This window comes from Flavobacteriales bacterium (assembly GCA_025210295.1).
Taxonomy (GTDB): Bacteria; Bacteroidota; Bacteroidia; order Flavobacteriales_D; family Parvicellaceae; genus S010-51.
This window is the reverse complement of the sequence record JAOASC010000015.1, coordinates 95,651-114,862: the sequence shown is the minus strand read 5'-3', so window position 1 is coordinate 114,862 and position 19,212 is coordinate 95,651. Positions and strand designations below refer to the sequence as shown.

The 19,212-nt window shown below is 34.1% G+C and carries 15 protein-coding genes; 7 read left to right on the top strand and 8 right to left on the bottom strand.

Annotated elements, in window-relative coordinates; genetic code table 11:
• Nucleotides 1-100: 100 nt before the first annotated feature.
• The 4 genes from N4A35_02365 to kynU all read right to left on the bottom strand — a co-directional run bounded on the left by N4A35_02365 (nt 101) and on the right by kynU (nt 4,440).
• A complete protein-coding gene (locus N4A35_02365; GenBank protein ID MCT4580234.1) occupies nt 101-703 on the bottom strand; it encodes a hypothetical protein in 603 nt (200 codons plus the stop codon).
• An 89-nt stretch (nt 704-792) separates the two neighbouring features.
• Nucleotides 793-1,560, bottom strand: coding sequence for a hypothetical protein (locus N4A35_02360; GenBank protein MCT4580233.1), 768 nt, complete (start codon nt 1,558-1,560; stop codon nt 793-795).
• Nucleotides 1,560-2,912: an FAD-dependent monooxygenase gene (locus N4A35_02355; GenBank protein MCT4580232.1), complete on the bottom strand. Its 1,353-nt coding sequence runs from the start codon at nt 2,910-2,912 to the stop codon at nt 1,560-1,562. The genes N4A35_02360 and N4A35_02355 overlap by 1 nt, the downstream gene beginning before the upstream one ends.
• Before the next feature lie 253 nt (nt 2,913-3,165).
• The gene (gene kynU, locus N4A35_02350) at nt 3,166-4,440 is read right to left on the bottom strand and encodes a kynureninase (protein MCT4580231.1); all 1,275 of its coding nucleotides are present in this window, start codon (nt 4,438-4,440) and stop codon (nt 3,166-3,168) included.
• A gap of 132 nt (nt 4,441-4,572) precedes the next feature.
• Between kynU and N4A35_02345 the strand changes: the two genes are divergently transcribed.
• From N4A35_02345 to N4A35_02315, 7 genes are all read left to right on the top strand, one after another.
• Entirely contained in the window at nt 4,573-5,337 is a 765-nt protein-coding gene (locus N4A35_02345) for a hypothetical protein (protein MCT4580230.1), read from the top strand.
• A gap of 51 nt (nt 5,338-5,388) precedes the next feature.
• Nucleotides 5,389-9,552: a PKD domain-containing protein gene (locus N4A35_02340; GenBank protein ID MCT4580229.1), complete on the top strand. Its 4,164-nt coding sequence runs from the start codon at nt 5,389-5,391 to the stop codon at nt 9,550-9,552.
• A gap of 9 nt (nt 9,553-9,561) precedes the next feature.
• On the top strand, nt 9,562-10,584 hold the full coding sequence (locus N4A35_02335) for a PorP/SprF family type IX secretion system membrane protein (GenBank protein MCT4580228.1): 1,023 nt from the start codon (nt 9,562-9,564) through the stop codon (nt 10,582-10,584).
• An 87-nt stretch (nt 10,585-10,671) separates the two neighbouring features.
• Nucleotides 10,672-11,403 (top strand): TonB-dependent receptor, encoded by a 732-nt coding sequence (locus N4A35_02330; GenBank protein MCT4580227.1) that lies wholly within the window; start codon nt 10,672-10,674, stop codon nt 11,401-11,403.
• 6 nt (nt 11,404-11,409) lie between these two features.
• Nucleotides 11,410-12,000, top strand: a complete 591-nt coding sequence (locus tag N4A35_02325; GenBank protein MCT4580226.1) for a sigma-70 family RNA polymerase sigma factor — start codon at nt 11,410-11,412, stop codon at nt 11,998-12,000.
• Complete coding sequence (locus N4A35_02320; GenBank protein MCT4580225.1) at nt 11,997-13,127, top strand: CDC27 family protein; 1,131 nt, start codon at nt 11,997-11,999, stop codon at nt 13,125-13,127. Before N4A35_02325 ends, N4A35_02320 begins: the two co-directional genes overlap by 4 nt.
• Nucleotides 13,128-13,166: 39 nt before the next feature.
• The gene (locus tag N4A35_02315) at nt 13,167-13,886 is read left to right on the top strand and encodes a 3'-5' exonuclease (GenBank protein MCT4580224.1); all 720 of its coding nucleotides are present in this window, start codon (nt 13,167-13,169) and stop codon (nt 13,884-13,886) included.
• Here the strand turns inward: N4A35_02315 and N4A35_02310 are convergent.
• The 4 genes from N4A35_02310 to N4A35_02295 all read right to left on the bottom strand — a co-directional run bounded on the left by N4A35_02310 (nt 13,883) and on the right by N4A35_02295 (nt 19,113).
• The gene (locus tag N4A35_02310; protein ID MCT4580223.1) at nt 13,883-15,418 is read right to left on the bottom strand and encodes a hypothetical protein; all 1,536 of its coding nucleotides are present in this window, start codon (nt 15,416-15,418) and stop codon (nt 13,883-13,885) included. The two genes, N4A35_02315 and N4A35_02310, sit on opposite strands and share 4 nt — an antisense overlap.
• On the bottom strand, nt 15,415-16,488 hold the full coding sequence (locus N4A35_02305) for an undecaprenyl/decaprenyl-phosphate alpha-N-acetylglucosaminyl 1-phosphate transferase (protein ID MCT4580222.1): 1,074 nt from the start codon (nt 16,486-16,488) through the stop codon (nt 15,415-15,417). Before N4A35_02305 ends, N4A35_02310 begins: the two co-directional genes overlap by 4 nt.
• A 73-nt stretch (nt 16,489-16,561) precedes the next feature.
• A complete protein-coding gene (locus N4A35_02300) occupies nt 16,562-18,175 on the bottom strand; it encodes a hypothetical protein (GenBank protein ID MCT4580221.1) in 1,614 nt (537 codons plus the stop codon).
• 5 nt (nt 18,176-18,180) lie between these two features.
• The gene (locus N4A35_02295) at nt 18,181-19,113 is read right to left on the bottom strand and encodes a GDP-L-fucose synthase (GenBank protein MCT4580220.1); all 933 of its coding nucleotides are present in this window, start codon (nt 19,111-19,113) and stop codon (nt 18,181-18,183) included.
• Nucleotides 19,114-19,212: the final 99 nt, after the last annotated feature.

The window sequence follows — 19,212 nt, the reverse complement described above, 5'->3', positions numbered from 1 at the left end:
CGATAATTCTTTTAAATAGATACAAACACAATGCCGTTAAGATATTGGGGATAGGTGATGAGCGAATGAGATAATTAGTTTTGTTGAATAAAGCTCTTAACTATTTTAAAATTTTACCAAAATAGTATTTCTTAGTTGTTTCAATATTGCCCGAAGAATCAAAATAAAACCATTCACCGTGTCTAGTTGCTTTTACAGCTTTCATTAAGTGCAGAGAATCAAGCCAGGCTCCGTTAATGTTATTGTAAATTCTTTCGGTATAAAAGAAAGAACTATCGATGTTGTATGTTCCTTTACTAATGATTTTTTCTTTGTAATACGATGTTCTATTAAGCGTAGCATTTATTGAATCAAAACTGTAGATGATGTAATAGTTGGAATTTGATTTATAATATAATGTATCTATACTGTTTTCGAAGTTGTTTAATAAGAGATGATGTGGAGGGCCATCTTCTTTAATAAAATGAAGTTTGTGTTCTAAGCTGTTGTATTCGGTATCATCGTAAATATTGATGGATCCGTCATAACCTTTTTTAAAAACACTAATTCTGATTGTGTCATAGAGGAAATTTTTGCTGTCAAAATCGGAAGCGTTAAATCTCGTATGATGAATCTTTCTGTGCTTTACATTGGTACATGCAAACGACGAAAAAATAAAAAAGATTAGGAATGCTTTTAATAAAAAATCAAAAAACTGCTGCATTCTCTATGCCGATAATTATTCCATTCGCTCATCATCTCATCATCTCATCATCTCATCATCTAATTCGCTCATTATCTAATTATTAGTTATCATTGCCCCATCATGTGCATTTCTTGTTTCTTTTTGTCTTCAGGGCTTAATCCATTGTCAGGGCAAGCGTCTCTTCCTCGTTTTCTTAGGAATGCAAAGCGAACAGAAAAAATAACAGGCTTATACCTACTGCTAAATATGCCATAAGTGGATTTTCCATTTTCCCATTCTAATCCATTTAAAATCGGAACCTCAATACTTGGGATGATAAACAAGTTGTTTTTGGCTTTAATTCCGTAGCCTATTTTGTAGTGTAGGGAAAATAAAAGATTATTGGTGTTTTCGTTACCAGAACCATTTACGTTATCATATTTTTCGGAAAACTTATAATCTAAGTTTACACCTAAACTATTTTGAATAAAGGTGTAGTCACTTAATTGAATAATGTTATTTAAATTAAAGTTTCCTAAAACAAAATTTTGTTTAAAAACAGATTTTAAATCATTGTACTTTTCGGAACCGCTCAATCTTTTATAAGCTAGGCTATAATCAAGGTAGTTAAAGAAGTTTCCTCCTTCATAGAAAATTTGGAAACGTCCTATTTCTCCATAAACAGCTAATCGTCCATTTGGATTAATGTCCCTTTTATCATCTTTTGGTACCCAAGATGGTGTGTAGGTAAGTCCAGGAGCAAATAACCATCCTCCCATACGATAGGAACGGTATTCAATAAGGTCTTTTTTACGTCTCCCAAAAATATCTTGAGCATTCCCAGAGAAAGTTGTAAAAAAGGTAAGGAGTAATATGAATATTTGAGCTTTGTTCATTATTCAGATATGTTATCTAATTTTTCTAAAATGATTTGTTCTATTTCTTTGCTATTCCATTTTTCTTCAATCTCTGGAAGTTCAATAATTTCTTTCATGATTGCCTCTTGCTGCATACCAACTTTCCATGCTTTAGAGTAGCGGATATGACTAAAAGTTACTTGGCTGTAGAGTGGCATCCATTTTTCTGGATGTTTTTCAAAAATATGAGCTTCAATTTTCTTTTGCAGTAAGAATTTAGGATCAGCTACATAGTCACGCATAACGTAGTAATTATGTAGCGATAAATCTTGAATCGCATCTCCATCAGGTTTTCTTAATTTTTCATAGCTTTTAAATATGGTATCCCAATTATGGTTATGTTCTTCCATTAAAGTGTTTAATACGTAACAATCCTCAAAGCCTGAATTCATACCTTGTCCATAGAAAGGAACGGTAGCATGGGCTGCATCACCAATTAAAGCCGTTGTATGGTTGGTCCATGGGAAGCATCGAATAATTGCTAAACCTGAAAGTGGGTGCTGATGCCAATCCTCTAATAGATTAGGCATAATTTCGTAAAAGTCGGGAAAAGTTGTTTTAAAGAACTCAATTACTTTTTCATCAGTATCTAATGACTCGAAAGCATTTTTATCTCCTTCATAAGGCATAAACAACGTGCACGTGAAAGAGCCATCATCATTAGGTAGAGCAATTAGCATAAAACGACCTCTAGGCCAGATATGTAGAGCATTTTTGTCTAATTTATAACTGCCGTCTTCATTGGCTGGTAGTAACAGTTCCTTGTAACCATCTTCAATGTATTTTTGGCTATAGTTAAATCGAGGTAACTTTTGTAAACCAGCATACCTTACTTTTGAAAAAGCTCCATCAGCACCAAAAATTAATTTAGAATGTATCGTTTGTAGCTCTTTAGTTTGTGTGTTTTCGAAAGTGATCGTCCCTTTATGGGAGTCTAAGTCAATACACTTTTCATTGTAATAAATTTCAGCGCCTTTTTGAGTGGCAATTTCAACCATTTTTTTATTTAAGTCACCTCTAGAAACTGAATAAATAGCTTGGTTTTCTTTTCCGTAAGGCTGATAGGTTAAGTCACCTTTTAGGCTATGCATGATTCTTCCAGACATGGGAATGGCTATTGGTTGTATCTCCCCCGAAATACCAGCGTGTTCTAGAGCATTCCATCCTCTATCAGATAATGCTAAATTAATTGATTTTCCAGCTTTAATTTCAGCTTTTCTGATGTCAGAACGACTTTCATAAATACGAACTTTATACCCTGCGTTAGTCAAGTAAACTGCCCATAATGATCCTACAAGTCCAGCTCCGACTATTATTACTTCCTTTTCCATTTATCTCTATATTTTGTGTCAAAATAAGTGCTTCCTTTAGGTTTAGATGATTTTTTTGAATAAGCAACCATTAAACGCCACAAAACCAATCCCAATATCAGTATTACGAATGCTTGTAAAGTTAATTGTGTGATATGTGTATTGGTTATTTCCATTTTATTTTTAAACTTTAATCATCTAATCATCTAATCATCTAATCATCTAATCATCTAATCATCTAATCATCTAATCATCTAATCATCTAATCATCTAATCATCTAAGCGCCTCTTCAAGAATTTTTCCAAATCGATAGACGTCTTCATAATTGTTGTAAAGTGGGGCTGGTGCAATTCGAATAACATTGGGTTCTCTCCAGTCAGCGACAACTCCCTCTTTAGCTATAAAGTTGAATAATTCTTTACCCTTACCATGAGCTAGAATAGAAAGCTGAGCTCCTCTTTTTAAGGGGGCTCTAGGTGTTATTATTTCAAAGTTTACATTTTCGTATCTACTTGAAATGTCATTGATAATAAACTCTAGATAACCAGTAAGTTGGTCTCTTTTTTCTATTAATGCATCCATACCAACTTCATCAAAAATAGAAAGTGAGGCATTGTGAATTGCCATAGCTATGACTGGGGCATTGCTTAATTGCCAAGATTCAGCTGTTGGTATTGGTTGAAATTCATCGGCCATTAAGAAACGTTGTTCTTTGTTGTGTCCCCACCATCCTGCTAAGCGTAGGAGGTTTTCGTCGTCTACATGTTTTTCGTTAATGTATAGACCGCTAACGCCACCTGGGCTAGAATTTAAATATTTATACGAACACCAAGTAGCAAAATCAACCCCCCAGTTATTTAACTCTAATTTGATGTTTCCTGCTGCATGAGCAAGATCAAAACCAACTTTTGCCCCTACTTTATGTCCTGCTTCTGTTATGGCTTTCATATCGAAAACCTGACCACTATAATAGTTTACCCCTCCAATCATAATCATGGCAAGTTCATCACCAGTTTCCTTTATTTTAGCAAGGATGTCTTCTTCACGAATGAGATGTTCACCAGCTCTTGGCCCTACCTCAATAATGACCTCTTCTGGTTGAAAACCATGTAACTTTGCTTGAGATTGTATAGCATATTGATCACTAGGAAAAGCTTTTTTCTCACAAATTATTTTATTCCTTTTCCCTTGGGGTTGATAAAAAGAAATCATGAGTAAATGTAAGTTAGTTGTTAAACTATGAGTAACAACAACTTCCTTTGGTAGAGCTCCAACTAAACGAGCTGTTTTTTCTGTCAAGAGTTCATGATAGGATACCCAAGGGTTTTGTGCTTCAAAATGCCCTTCTACTCCCCATTTTCCCCAATCATCTAATTCGGTATTAATAGCGGCTTTAACAGATTTAGGCTGTAAACCAAGAGAGTTTCCAGTGAAGTAAACAACTGGTTTATCGGTGAAAGAGGGAAAAATAAATGCCTTTCTATAGTCTTTTAGAGGGTCTTTTGCGTCAAGTTCTTTGGCAAAAGCTAACGAATTAGTATATTTCATGTGTTCTTTTTTGTTGTACTTTTATCTTTCACATGGAACTAAACATTTTACTTAAATGATTGTTTTCATGTGTAGTAGTTGAAGCTCTCACAAATATACGAGAATATATTAATTTAAGTAAGGAGTGTAAAATTGAATCTAATAAACGAAGATATTATAGAAAAAGCATTAATCTTATGTGATGAGTTTGAAAATAAAACCTCTTCAAAAACTATTTTTACACATGTTCACAAAGAGGAGTTTATTAAGAGTTTAAAAAAGTTTATTCTTTCACAGGGCGAACTTTTGTTTCAATCTAAAAATACTTGTGGAGTTGCTGCAGTAATTCATGTGGTTGCTCAGTCTGAATTACTTCAATTAGTTAAATTCGCGATACACTTATATTGTGAAGGCGTAGGAGAAATCAATGCGTATAAAATTCAGGAAAAAGATCGAGTTGAATTTTGGGCTCGTTATGTTAAACCTACTAAAGGATTTAATGGGGTTAGTTTGGTGTTAATTGGAGCAATACGATTCAAGGAAAATACAAGCTTAGGATTCGAAAAGGGTACGATGGAGGGAATGACTTGGCCATCTGAGATTTTGAATTTACTGCAGAATATGCTGAAGCTTAACGTTGTAAATTCTATGTTTTTAGGGTGGAATGTCAAACAAATTCGAATGCTCTTAAAACAAAAGCAACAAATAATTTTGTTATACCGTACAATAAGTTGGGAGAGTAAAGGAAAGTGGTTTAGAAATCCATGGCACTATATTGTGTTAAAAGATATTTGTTATATGGGAAACAATATAGTAAATGTTAAGTATTGGGATCATGGAGCAATCAAAGAACAGAAGCTAACTAAATGGCAATTTTACAAAGGTGTTCTTAAAACGTTTGTTTTGTCTCATTTTTAATCTTAATTTTGGTAGTGGCAACTATAAAGGGGTCATAAACGTCTAGAATATATGGTGAAAAAGTGTGTGTTATTCTTATTGGTCGTGCTGGTTCAGTATGCGTATACTCAAAGTGAGGGGAATAATTGGTATTTTGGTAGTTATGCGGGGTTAAGTTTTTCTACTACACCTCCAACAGTATTAAATAATGGGAGGTTAACTACATCAGAGGGGAGTGCTGCTGTTAGTGGAAAAGATGGCCGTTTAGTATTTTATACCGATGGAAGAAATGTATGGGATGAGAATCATAATTTGATGCCAAATGGAACAGGTCTTTTTGGTAATCCAAGTTCAACACAGTCAGCAGTTATTTGCCCTAAACCTGCAACATATAATTATACGACTAAACGATATGATGGGTATTATATTGTTACCATAGAAGTAAGTAATGGAACCTCAGCTGGTGGGGTTAATGCTGGAGTTCGATATACAGAAGTAGATATGACCCTAAATGGAGGTATGGGAGATGTTGTGGCGGCCAATAAAAATATTCATTTGTTTGGAACTACAACTATAGAGGGGGCAAATGTAGCTAAACATGCTAACGGTTGCGATTATTGGATAATTGGGAAAGAGGTAGGAAATACGAATATGAGAGCATATCATGTTAAACCTACTGGAGTTGATTTAACACCGGTGATTAGTGCTTCAGTATCTACTGGGGTAAATGCAACGGGTTCTATTAAAGTCTCACCCAATAGTAAATTGGTAAGTGTGGCCAATGGATCAGCTCCTAATTTGGAGGTCTTTGATTTTAATAATGCTACTGGAGTTTTAACCACTAAGTTTACACAAACCTTAGGGGGGAATTCTTACAGCTCTGAATTTTCACCTAATAACAATGTTGTTTATTTTACGGGATTAAATAATCCTAATATTTATCAGTATGATTTATTAGCTCCTAATCAAGCTGCATTTGTTGCTTCACAAACAATTGTAGGAACCACAGCAAATACAGTAGGTTATCGAATGTGTGGGTTGCAATTAGCTCCAAATGGGAAAATATATGCTGCGCTACAGAGTCAAACCAGGTTGGGAGTAATTAATAATCCTAATATCTTAGGAGTTGGAGCAAACTATGATGATAATGGAATTTCTATTGCTGGAGTAAATACTTTTAGTGGTACAAATATGTATTCTATATTGGGGCTACCAGCTTTTCCAGCATTTTTTGTCGCTGAACCAGTAAGGATAAAATCCTCTTATTTGTGTTATAATGAAACAACAAACTTTAAGTTATCCGATACTACAGGTATGTTGAATGTTGATTGGTTTTGGGAGCAAACAGGAACTCCTTTACCATCAACTCCAAATTCAACAGCATGGGAGCCTACGATACAGTATGCAGTACCAGGTGATTATACCGTGTTATCTGTGGCTCATTATCCGTGTTTTATTGATAGTATTTATGATACAATAACGATAACAGCTGTTAATGAAGTTAATTTAGGGAATGATACAACGCTCTGTGATGGAGCTACACTGACACTTGATGCAGGTGCAGGATATGATTACTATGAATGGCATAATGGAGATGCTGGTCAAACTTTTTTGGCTGATACTACAGGTGTATATGTTGTAAAAGTTTCTAATGTAGGAGAAAATCTTGTGGAGAATGGAGACTTTGAAGCTGGAAATGTTGGCTTTACAAGTCAGTATAATTATTTTCCTACAGGAATGCAGCAAGGTGGATATTCCTTTGTTACAACAGCTACACTTTGGGGGGCTAATTGTAATGATCATACAACAGGAACTGGTAATTTAATGTTGGTTGATGCAGCATGTGGAACAAATGGAGTTGCAGGAGGATCTGATTTATGGTGCCAAACGATAGATGTTTCTCCCAATACCGATTATATATTTTCTGCTTGGGCTACGAATGCTAATGCAACGCCATCAACAGCAAATATTGGCTTTTTTGTTAATGGAACTCAAATAGGAGGGACAATACAAACATCAACAACACCTTGTGATTGGCAGGAACTCAATCAAATTTGGAATTCAGGAACTAATACCTCAGTTGATATTTGTGTTAGAGAGTTAACGATGATTTGCTCAGGGGCTGATTTTGCTATAGATGATATCTTTTTTGCTCCTTTATGTAGTACTGAGGATACCATTAATGTTGTAGTGGGAGAGATTCCTGTGGCTAATTTTAGTTTGGTAGATAGTTGTGAATATTTAGAGGTGAATTATAATGATCTTAGTACAATATCAGCTCCTGAAATTATAAATGCTTGGAGTTGGGATATAGAAGATGATGGTGTTGTTGATTACACAACTCAACACCCAAATCATACCTTTACAGCTGGCTCTTATACTACAAGATTAACCATTACAAGTGCTTTAGGTTGTACTAAAGATACAACAATGCCTGTTCAAATTTTTCCAAAACCAACTGCTAATTTTACCTATACTTCTGAGTGCTGGTATGATTCTTTATCATTTGTTGATGCATCGAATGTTGTTGGAGATGCTATTGTTTCATACGGATGGAATTTTGGTGAGACCACAACACCTCCAATTCAGTCTACAATTGCAAATCCCTATCATACTTATACAATGGCAGGAAGTTATACCGTCTCTGAAATCGTAGCGACAGCCAATGGGTGTTTAGATACAGTGTCTAGAATAGTTGAAGCTTTTGAAGCTCCTATCGCTAATTTTTCTACAGCTAATGTGTGTCAAGATGTAGCTGCTGAATTTACAGATCAGTCGACAATCAATTCAGGGACGATTATAGGATGGGAATGGGATTTTGGTGATTTAAATTATGGGACAAACCAGAACGAAACGCATGGATATTTTTCAGAAGGAACTTACCCTATAGAATTAATTGTAACAACTAATGAAAACTGTAAAGACACAGCAGTAGGAAGTGTAACTATTTATCCTATGCCACAAGTAGCTTTCTCAATGCAGGATGAATGTTTAGAAGATGCAGTGACTTTTACAGATAATAGCATTATCAACCTTCCTGGGGCAATTACTAATTATGTCTGGGACTTTGGGGATCTATCTAATCCGTCTAATAGTCAAAATCCTACTTATACTTACCAAGCTCCGGGGACTTATGATGTCACTTTGACAGCAATCTCAAATGAGAATTGTTCAAGTAATCTGCAACAGAGTGTAACGATTCATCCTTTACCCCAAGTAAGTTTTGTAGCATCAGAAGTATGTGTGAATGAGCCACCAACGGTATTTACGAATACATCTGTTATTTCAAGTGGATCAAATATTACGTACCAATGGAATTTTGGAGATGTAGGTGGAACAACTTCAACTCAAGAGAGTCCTGTTTTCAATTATGGTTTGCATGGAGATTATGTAGTAACACTTGAAGTGGTTTCAGATATGGGGTGTGTCAATTTAAACACAGATACTATAAAAGTAAAACATCAGCCCATTGCTATTTTTACACAAGACACTACGGGTGGGTGTGCTCCTATATGCGTTAATTTTGCTAGCCAGTCGGAAGATAGTACTGGAATTTCTAGTTGGAATTGGAGTTTTGAAAATGGTTATGGAGAGGGAAGTAATAAGTATGAAGGCTATTGTTATGAAAATGCCGGGACTTATGATGTGAATTTAATTGTAACGAATACTGTAGGATGTAAAGATACCGTTGAGTCGCCAGGATTAATTACCACTTTCGATTATCCAATTGCTGATTTTAGTCTAACACCAGATAATACTCCTGTAACAGCTTCAGAAATAACTTTCGTTAACACAAGTACTGATGCTGTAATCTGGATGTGGAATTTTGATGATGGCGCTTTGGATAGTGTTAATTTTGATCCATTGCATACCTATGCCGATACAGGGAGTTATTTAGTGGAATTAACAGTGTATAATGCCAATGGTTGCTCGAGTACAGCTTATCGACAAGTAATTATAGTTCCTATTGAGAATGTTTTTGTCCCTACTGCATTTTCGCCTAATGGAGATGGAGAAAATGATGTCTTGTATGTAAGGGGGTATCTAAATGGAATCTACTTTTCTGTATATGACAGATGGGGGAAAAAAGTGTTTGAATCTAATGATGAGTCGATAGGATGGGATGGGACAATAAATGGTAAACCAGCAAACGAAGGTGTTTATATGTGGTATTTACAAACTGCAATAAATGGAGAGGGGAAAAAGTTTAAAGGAGATGTTTCGTTAATGCGATAAAAAAGAGATATGAAAAGATATTATTATATAATTTGTTTAATAGTTATTGGAGGTTATAGTTATGGGCAAGACATACACTTTTCTCAATTTGATGTGAATGTTACTGCCTTAAATCCAGCTTATGCAGGTGTTTTACAAAAAGATTTTAGAATAGCTAATAACTATAAAAATCAATGGGGAAGTATTGGTTTGCCTTATACTACATTTTCTGTTGCTTATGATATGAATCTCTTAAAGCAAAGACCATTTAAAAAAGGCTTGAGTGATATTGGTGTAGGACTGAGTTTTGCTCAAGACAGAGCTGGAACTTCCAAATGGACACAAAACCAATTTAACCTATCATTGTCTGCAATCCAAGAAGTCGGTCGAGATACAAAAATGTCTTTGGGGTTACAAGGAGGCTATGCTCAAAATAGTGTTATGGTTGATGAATTATCATGGGATAATCAGTTTGTGAATCATGAGTATAATTCGACATTGCCAACACGAGAGAGTTTTGCCAATTCAGCTAAAGCATACATCGATTTATCAGGAGGAGTGCTTGTAGAAAGTCGAATTAAAGATGATGAAATCTTTACTGGTGGTATAGCTTACTTTCATGTGAATAAACCGAATTATACTTTGTTTTCAGGAGATCGATTACCTTCTAAACTCGTTGTGCATGCAACTTATGAAACGCCTATAGGGAATTCGCTTTCTATGAGAAGAATCGTTCCTAAGTTAATGTATGTAAAACAAGGTAAGCACAATGAAGTATTATTAGGAGCTTTGTATAGAAGTGTTATGAAAGAATCATCTTCACATACAACTTATGCAGATGAATCTTATATTGATTTTGGAGCTTATTACCGTGTTAATGATGCATTAATTGTTGTAGCAGGAATTGATTACAGAAATTTTAGACTGGGGTTGAGTTATGATACTAATGTTTCTAAGTTTAAAACAGCAACAAGATCGAGAGGAGGAATAGAAGTTTCGCTAACTTATAAAGGCTTCTTAGCTGATAATCGAACAAAATTAAGAAAAACATAATTTTTTTTATGGAATATTGAATGTAATGGTATCTATATAAATGAACGTCGTTTAATAAAGAAGAAAAATCATTTAAAAAATATAGATATGAAAACAATTCAAAAAATATTATTAGGAGTACTACTACTGTTAGCAGTAGGTATACAGGCACAAAACAATACTGGAGAAATACATGGGAAAGTCTTTGAAGAAGAGACTGGTGACCCGTTAGCTTTCGCCAATGTTTACGTAAAAGTTGGAGAGCAATTAGTTGGAGCAACAACCGATTTTGATGGAAAGTTTAAGCTAAAACCGCTTAAGCCAGGAGTATACAATGTTACAATTTCTTTTGTGGGAATGACCAACGCAGAAATAGCAGGAGTAGAGGTAAGACCAGAGAAAATAAGCTTTATAAAAGATTGTTACCTGAAAAATAGTACATTATTTCCAGAAGTTGTTATCGAAACTTGGACTACCCCAATTATCGATATAGGAAACCCTTCTATTCAAAGTATAGGGATGAAACAAATTCAGCAAAGTCCGTTGATGAGAAGTCCTGTGGAGTTAATTAGTGTAACAGTACCTGGTGTTACTGTAGATAGCGAGGGAGGAGTAAATATTAGGGGAGCAAGAACAGGAGATGTAGGGTATTATATCGATGGCGTTAAATCAACCAGCCTAGCAGGAATACCAGGTAGAGCTATCGGGAATATGTCGGTGTATACAGGAGGTGTGCCAGCTCAGTATGGAGATGTTACAGGAGGAGTTATTATCGTTGAAACTGTAAGCTATTTCGATTTATATAATGCACATAAAGCTAAACAACAACAAAATCAATAAAACCTATTGTTTTTAAGGAAAAAACATATCGAGAAATTATCTGATGAGCAGCTTGTGATTGAGTATCAAAAAAAGTATAACAATAAATACATCGGAGTGCTATATGAAAGGTATTATCATATCGTCTTCGGTGTATGCTTAAAGTACTTAAAATCTGTGGAGAATAGTGAAGATGCTGTTATACTTATTTTTGAAAAACTCATGGAGGATTTAAAAACTGCTCAACTTTCTAATTTTAATGGATGGTTGTATATGGTGACTAAAAATTATTGTTTGCAGCAACTTCGGAAAAAAAGTTACTATACAGTAGATTATTCAGTATTTGAAGAGGTCTTAAAAAGCGAAGAGGGCATTGCTTTTCAGAAGCAAAATGAAGAAACAATGTACCAACTGTTAGAACAAAAAATAGAAGAGTTGAAAGAAGAGCAACGTATTTGTATACAACTATTTTATTTACAAAAAAATAGCTATGCAGAAGTAACTGCATTGACTGGATTTGAACTGAAGAAAGTAAAAAGCTATATTCAGAATGGAAAAAGAAAATTAGGGCTATTATTGAAAAATGATTACCAAACATTAATAAGGGAAGAGCAATGAAAAAAGAAAATCAAATATTGTTCAATAAACAATTGTTTAAGGATTATTTGGATGGAAACCTTTCCAAAGAAGATCGAGTGATAGTTGAACGTGAATTAAATGAGAATTCTTTTTATCGCGATGCATTAGATGGTTATAAGCAAAACCCAAAAGCTTTTACCAGTCTTCATAAGTTAGCGAATAAACAACCTCAAGTTTTTTCCAATAGTTTAGTTTTTAAATGGGGTGTTTTATTAAGCTTACTAACTGGTATTAGCATTGCTGTTTATCAATTGTACCCAACTAAAAAAGAAGGGTTAATCGTATTGAATAGTGTTACTGATTTACCCCAACCAAAGTTAGAAGAGTCCCCAAATATTAAAGCTCCAACTCCAACTCCAATTTTAGAATTATCAGATAGTGCTATAGAAGTGTCTGAACTAAAGGAAAGCAACGCTCAAGTTGATTATCATAAAGTAACAGAGGAACAGCAAAATAAAAAGAATTTAATAGCTGTTGAAATGGATACTGTTGCGAAAATCGTTACATTAGAAAAAGTTGACGGTCCAGAATTGAAAGCAATAGAGGTTAAAAAAAATGAAGAAGTCTCCACAGAGTCAGTGCCGTTAATTTCGTTGAATGGGCTAATTAATGTCAATTATTCTAAAATAAAATCAGGGTATACAATTCAAAAAAATGTTTTTGTATTGACTGGAACCCCCGCAAATAGAGAGAATGGTTCAAGTGCTATTGATGAGCCATCTCATGAATTAGTAGTGAAAAAAGTAGCTTATTCTTCTTATTTAGAGGATATCCAGTTTTATTTTAGGAAAAATAAATTTAAAAAGGCACTAAAAGGATATAAAGAGATTTTAAAACAACATCCTTCTGATTTAAATGCTCACTTTTACTCAGCATTGTGTTACTATAATATCAATCAATCGGAAAAAGCTTTAGAGCATTTAAAAGTGGTTAACGAACATCAATATGATACTTTTCGACAAGAGGGAGAGTGGTACTCTGCCTTAGCTTTGTTCGATTTAAAGAGGAATAAAGAGGCATATATTGTGCTTCAGAAAATTATTAAGAGAAATGATTTCTACCATGATCAAGCAATAAAATTAGCCGAGGAACTAAGCAGTCAATAATAATTTGTTATCTTGGAATGGAATTTTAAACCGAACGCAATGCTCCCAATTCAAGATTTATCCAAAATTATTTTTATTGATATCGAAACAGTACCCGTTGTATACGATTATCAAGAGTTAGATGAAAGAGGTCAAGAACTCTGGGATAAAAAAACAAGATTTTTGCAGGAACGTGAAGAGAAGACAGCAGAGGAAATTTATGAAAGGGCTGGGATTTATTCTGAATTTGCTAAGGTAGCATGTATTTCAATAGGATTAATTGTTCAAAAAGGGGGAGAGCAGCAAATTCGTTTAAAATCTTTTGCACATGAAAATGAACACCAATTATTACAGGAGTTTATCGATCTAATTAATTCAAAATTTAATTCGTACGAATATTTGTTGTGTGCGCACAATGGAAAAGAGTTTGATTATCCATTTTTAGCAAGAAGAATACTGATTAATGGGTTGAAGTTGCCTAATATATTAAATACGGGAGGTAAAAAGCCATGGGAGGTCAAGCATCTAGATACAATGGAGTTATGGAAGTTTGGTGACTATAAACACTATACTTCGCTAGAGTTACTAACTTATGTCTTTAATATCCCAACACCTAAAGATGATATTGATGGGAGTCAAGTTGCTCATGTTTTTTATGAAGAGAAAGATTTGGATAGGATAATTATTTACTGTGAAAAAGATGTGATTGCTACTATCCAACTGTTTTTAAGATACCAAGGATTACCTTTAATTGATGATGATTTTGTGATTAGTACTTAATAGTCTGTATAGCTATTCCATAATTGAGTTTTTAGCCCCAGGTTAATAAAAAAGTCTGTTTGATTCTGGTATGGGGTGTTTTCACTTCTGATAGTTACGGAAGCAAAAGCATTAAGATTAATGGCGTCAATTAAACGATAGTTGGCTGTTATCTTATTAAAAAATATTCGATGTTTATCTCCTTGTAATAATTTATGACCATATTCCCCATTTCTAGTTTTGTAACTTAAAAAGATATTCCCGCCATGGTTAACATTCGAAGAGTCGGCGCCATAACTGATAAAATTCGCTTGTTGACTAAAGGTCCATTTTTTGTGTTTATATGAAAGCATTTCTACAGTTTCTTTAAAGTTAGCGCCTAAAGGATGGGCTAGCGATTGGTTTAAATGTCCATAATTTAAAGTAGAGGTAATATGAGAGTAGGTAAAAGGGCGAGCGATGTTTCGTTCAATTAAAAAAGAAAGATTGGGGTTGTTAAACAATTTATAGTTTTTGTACCCCAATTGGATGGCATATTTATTTCCCCACCAGTTTTGATCACTTCTAATTTCAGCCAGTAAAAACTCATCCAGCAATAGTTGTCCATATAATAGGTGTCGACCTTTTATTCGTCCTTTTAAGTTGATTCCTAATATAGAGTTGTCATTAGATCCTTGGGCGTATTCAACAGGTCTGTAAAAAATTACGGGATTAATATAATTGATGTCAAAGCCTCTATTAATTAAAGTATCTTGTCCGGCCCATATAACGGTCTCAAATAATCCAAAGTTAAGTCCCTCAATAATGTTCCAGCTTAAGTGATGGGATGCGGAAAACTTTTGTTGGCTTGAACCGCTAGAGATGTCCGTGTGCCAAGCATATAGATTTGTGTACTTGACTTTCCAAAAAGTACTTTCAATTCTAAAAAAAGGGTAGGAACTGGCATTGTCAGATAATAAAAAAGAGCGATATCCATCTCCCCAAAAATGGTTCCCCTTACCTAATAAAAAACTAAAAAAACGATTAGGAGTATAAGATAAATGCCCTTGTAAATCATGTATACCATTGGTTTGGGACGGGATTAATCCATATCTACCAACTGATGGGAGAATCTTGCTAGAAAAAATCGAGGTGTCAATATAATTGGGTTGTTCGGATACCCAATATTTGTAATTGATTTCAGTAGCAAATTTGGAAGAAAAACTATATTGAAAAAGTGCTCCAATAGCAGTGTTGTAATTGATGTTGCCATTGGAGCTATTTAGTCCAAAATTACCAACACCTATTGGTGATATAAAATACTTAGAGGCGTTAGTTCTATATTTTTTTTTCAATAAATCAAGTTTATTGTTAGTAGAATTGCTGTCACTATAGGTAGTTTGTATTTGGTTAAAGTTGTAAGGTTGGATTGCTGTGTGAAAATTTTCTATCTCATTGATTTGAGCAGTATACCTATTGTTTAAACCATTGTATATTGGCAGGATTTCTTGTTGCCCTCTTATATGATTATAAAAGATCGATGTCAGAAGTGCTATGAAAATCGTAAGCTTCATTTTTTACTTATTTTTCCTATAATAGATGGTATAATAGAAATAGACAAGGCTATTCCAATAAGTATAAATAAATTTAACGTAGCGTTTGGAATCCTAATAAAAACAGCAAAAGCAATAATGACTAAGTTATAGATGTATAAAGTAATTACAGTCTTTGCATGGTTAAATCCAATACCAATAAATTTATGGTGGATATGATTTTTGTCCGCAGTAAAGGGAGAGGTTCCTTTAAAAGCTCTTAACGTAAAAGCTCTTATGGTATCTGCTAAAGGATATACTAAAATACTAATTACAAGAATAGGGAGGTTAACATCTTGAATGAGTTCGGGTAACTTTGAGTGTGGGATATTAATAGCGTTAAAAACCAATACACTAATAATGGCTCCAATAGTTAGCGAGCCAGAATCTCCCATGAAAATTCTGGCGGGAGAAAAATTAAAGATTAAAAAGCCTAATAGCGCTCCAGATAAAACAAAGCTAAGTAATGCCAAAGGTATATTGTCTGAAAAAGCAAATAGTAACCCAAATGAAACTGAGGATATAAATCCAATTCCACCAGCTAGTCCGTCTAATCCATCAATTAAGTTGTAGGCATTCACAATTACGATATAGGTAAAGATGGAAATAATGTAGCTTTGCCATAAATCGAGTTCGTTAATACCAAAAATATTATGCATACTCTCTATTCTTATGTTAGCCATAATAACAATGATAAACCCTACGATAAAATGGGCCGCTAATTTTTTCATTGGGGCAGTTCCAATAATATCATCTTTAACGCCAACAAAGAAAAGTAGTATCAATGAAGCAACAATGGTTTTAAAATTAATTAAAGCATTTTCTATGTATGAGAACTCATCAGGAAACCATAAAGAATAGGAGAAAACAATAGCTCCAAATATGGTTATTCCACCAATAGTAGGGACACTACGAGTGTGCAATTTTCGTTCTTCACTTGGCTCATCTACTAAGTGTTTCAATTTCGCAACTTTAATCAACGAGGGAGTTGCTAATAAAACAACAAAAAAAGCGGTTAAAAAACCAAGCCACAAAATGTGTTCTCCTGCCATGTAATTATAATTAAATCAATTAACAAAAATAAGTCTTTTTAATTGAAGTTTGTAATAGTTTTTGTTATCTCTCTTATATATCGTGATAGAAATTAAGTAGAGTAGTCCTAAAACCAAGCATCCAAAAAGATTCAAAATTATTAGTGTTGATTTGAAAATCTGAAGAGCTGTAATGTTCGTTCCTATAGTTATAACTGCCAAATAGTTGCATGTTTGTTTTTCTATTTAATAAATAACTCACTTCTATTGCAGAAAAAGAGACATTTTTGTTGTAAAGTATAGATTGATTAGAGTTTAAATCCGTAGCTATTAATGGACTAGAAGATAATCCTTGAGAAGAAAAGCTTTTTTGATGATAATAAACAAATTTTCCTGTAGCTAATAACCGATCTTTTTCAAAATGTCCCATAACTAAGAATTCATTAAAATTGGCACCCAATGGATGCGCTAATTCTTGGTTGGTATGTGTATATGATTGAAGTATTTGTGCATTGATAGTTGAATAAGCGTTTGCTGAAGCAGAGTTATATTCGACCTGAACCCAGCTATTAAGACTATTAAAACAATTAAACCATTTAGCTCCTATTTGTATTCCATTTTTTTTGACATCATCCATCATCAGTTGCCCATAAATAGAGAAGCTATTTTTGATTTGGTAATTAATATTAATTCCAACGATAGAGTTATGTGGGTTTGAAAGTCCATTAATTGAAGAATTAAGTCCAATAACAGGTATGTAAAACAAAGAGGGAAGAGCAACATGTCCAATAGAGTCGATGTAGTTCTGGTAGATCACTCCCTCAAATAGCCCTACTTGAAGATTAGAGGAGGGAATAAAGGATAGATACTTAAAAGAAGCTCCTTTTCTTTTGAATAGGGCTTCTGCTGAATTTGTAGCAGGCAACCTCGTTAAACTTTGCATCCAACTATTAATGCTTCTATATTGGAATTTGTCTTTCAGAAACTGTAACGTTATCCCTAAATAAGGAGCAGGACTTGCATTGTCTGATAGTAACAAAGAGCGATACCCATTTCCAATAAAGTGTTTGCCTTGTCCAAATTGTATATTAATATCTTGGTTGGGAGAGTAACTAGCATAACCAGTTGACATGGCAACATCATGTCCTGTTTCTTTAAACTTTTTTGATCGACCAATACCTAAAGCAGTTCCTTTGATGTTAGCAATACTGTCTATGTAATGGGGATAAAAGACTTGAGTCTCATAAACTTGAGTCTCAAATGAAAACTTCTTAGTAATGTCTCCTGCTACTCTAATACCTCTGGTATTGTTAGATATTTTATAAAGAGAATCATTTGCAGTGGTTTTACCATAGGAGAAGTTAAATAAAGGATCAGCAACCAATTTTAGGTCATCTTCCGCTACAGATAAAAGATTTTTCTGAAATAGTTTTTCAGTAAAAGCATAATAGTATTTTCCCGTGTCGTTGTATATTTTTTGAGAATACGCTAATGGTGTAAAGGTGGTAATATAGGGTTTGGTTGCCGAATGAAATAACCTTTGCTTTTCCTTAGTATGGGTTGTTTTATTGTATTCAAGTTGTTGAGATAGCCCAAAGTTTATCGGTAGATTTTGGTGTTGGGAAAAAGAAAAAACAGTAGAAAATATTCCCCCAAAAAGAAGCAGGATCTTTTTGATTTTAACTAATATGTTTGTGACGTTGTTCAATTGGGTTAAAATATATTTTTGTCAAGAACGTCTTGGTAAACATTTTGAATACCCTCTTCTAAGTTTATTTCGTGTTTCCACCCTAGTTGGTGTAATATAGACATGTCTAATAGTTTTCTAGGCGTGCCGTCTGGCTTAGAAGTGTCAAAAGTTAAAGAACCTTCAAAACCGGTAACCTTTTTCACGGTCAAGGCTAAATCTTTAATGCTGATATCTTCACCACAACCAATGTTTGATAAAGATGGAGGGCTTGGGTGAAGCATTAAAAATAAACATGCTTTTGCAAGGTCATCTACATGTAGAAACTCTCTTTTTGGAGCACCCGTTCCCCATATTTCGACACTTTCTTCATTGTTAATTTTTGCAGTGTGAAATTTACGTATTAAAGCAGGTAATACATGGGAGTTTTCTAAGTCATAATTGTCATTAGGTCCATAAAGGTTAGTAGGCATTGCAGAAAAGAAGTCACAACCATATTGACTTTTATAAGTTTCGCAAAGTTTAATTCCAGCGATTTTTGCGATAGCATAAGGCTCGTTGGTAGGCTCTAATGTTCCAGTAAGTAGGTACGCTTCTTTCAAAGGTTGTGGAGCCATTTTGGGGTAGATACAAGAAGAGCCTAAAAATAGTAAACGAGTAACATTATTCAGATAAGCACTGTGGATAATGTTAGTTTCTATCATTAGATTATCATATAAAAACTCGGCTCTGTAACAATTGTTTGCATGAATTCCCCCTACTTTAGCAGCGGCTAAAAAAACATACTCAGGTTGTTCTAATTCAAAAAAATCATTGACAGCTTTTTGATTTCTCAGATCTAATTCACTAGACGTTTTACAGATAATATTAGTATATCCGTTTTCTTTTAATATTCTTACCAAAGCTGACCCAACCATCCCTCTGTGGCCTGCAACATATATTTTGCTATTTTTTTGCATCGAAATCTATTTCTAGTGGATCTTCCAAAGATAAACATATCATTTAAGAAATGCTCATCAAGATGATAGATCCTTTGAAAGAATTGATCTTTTGAAGTA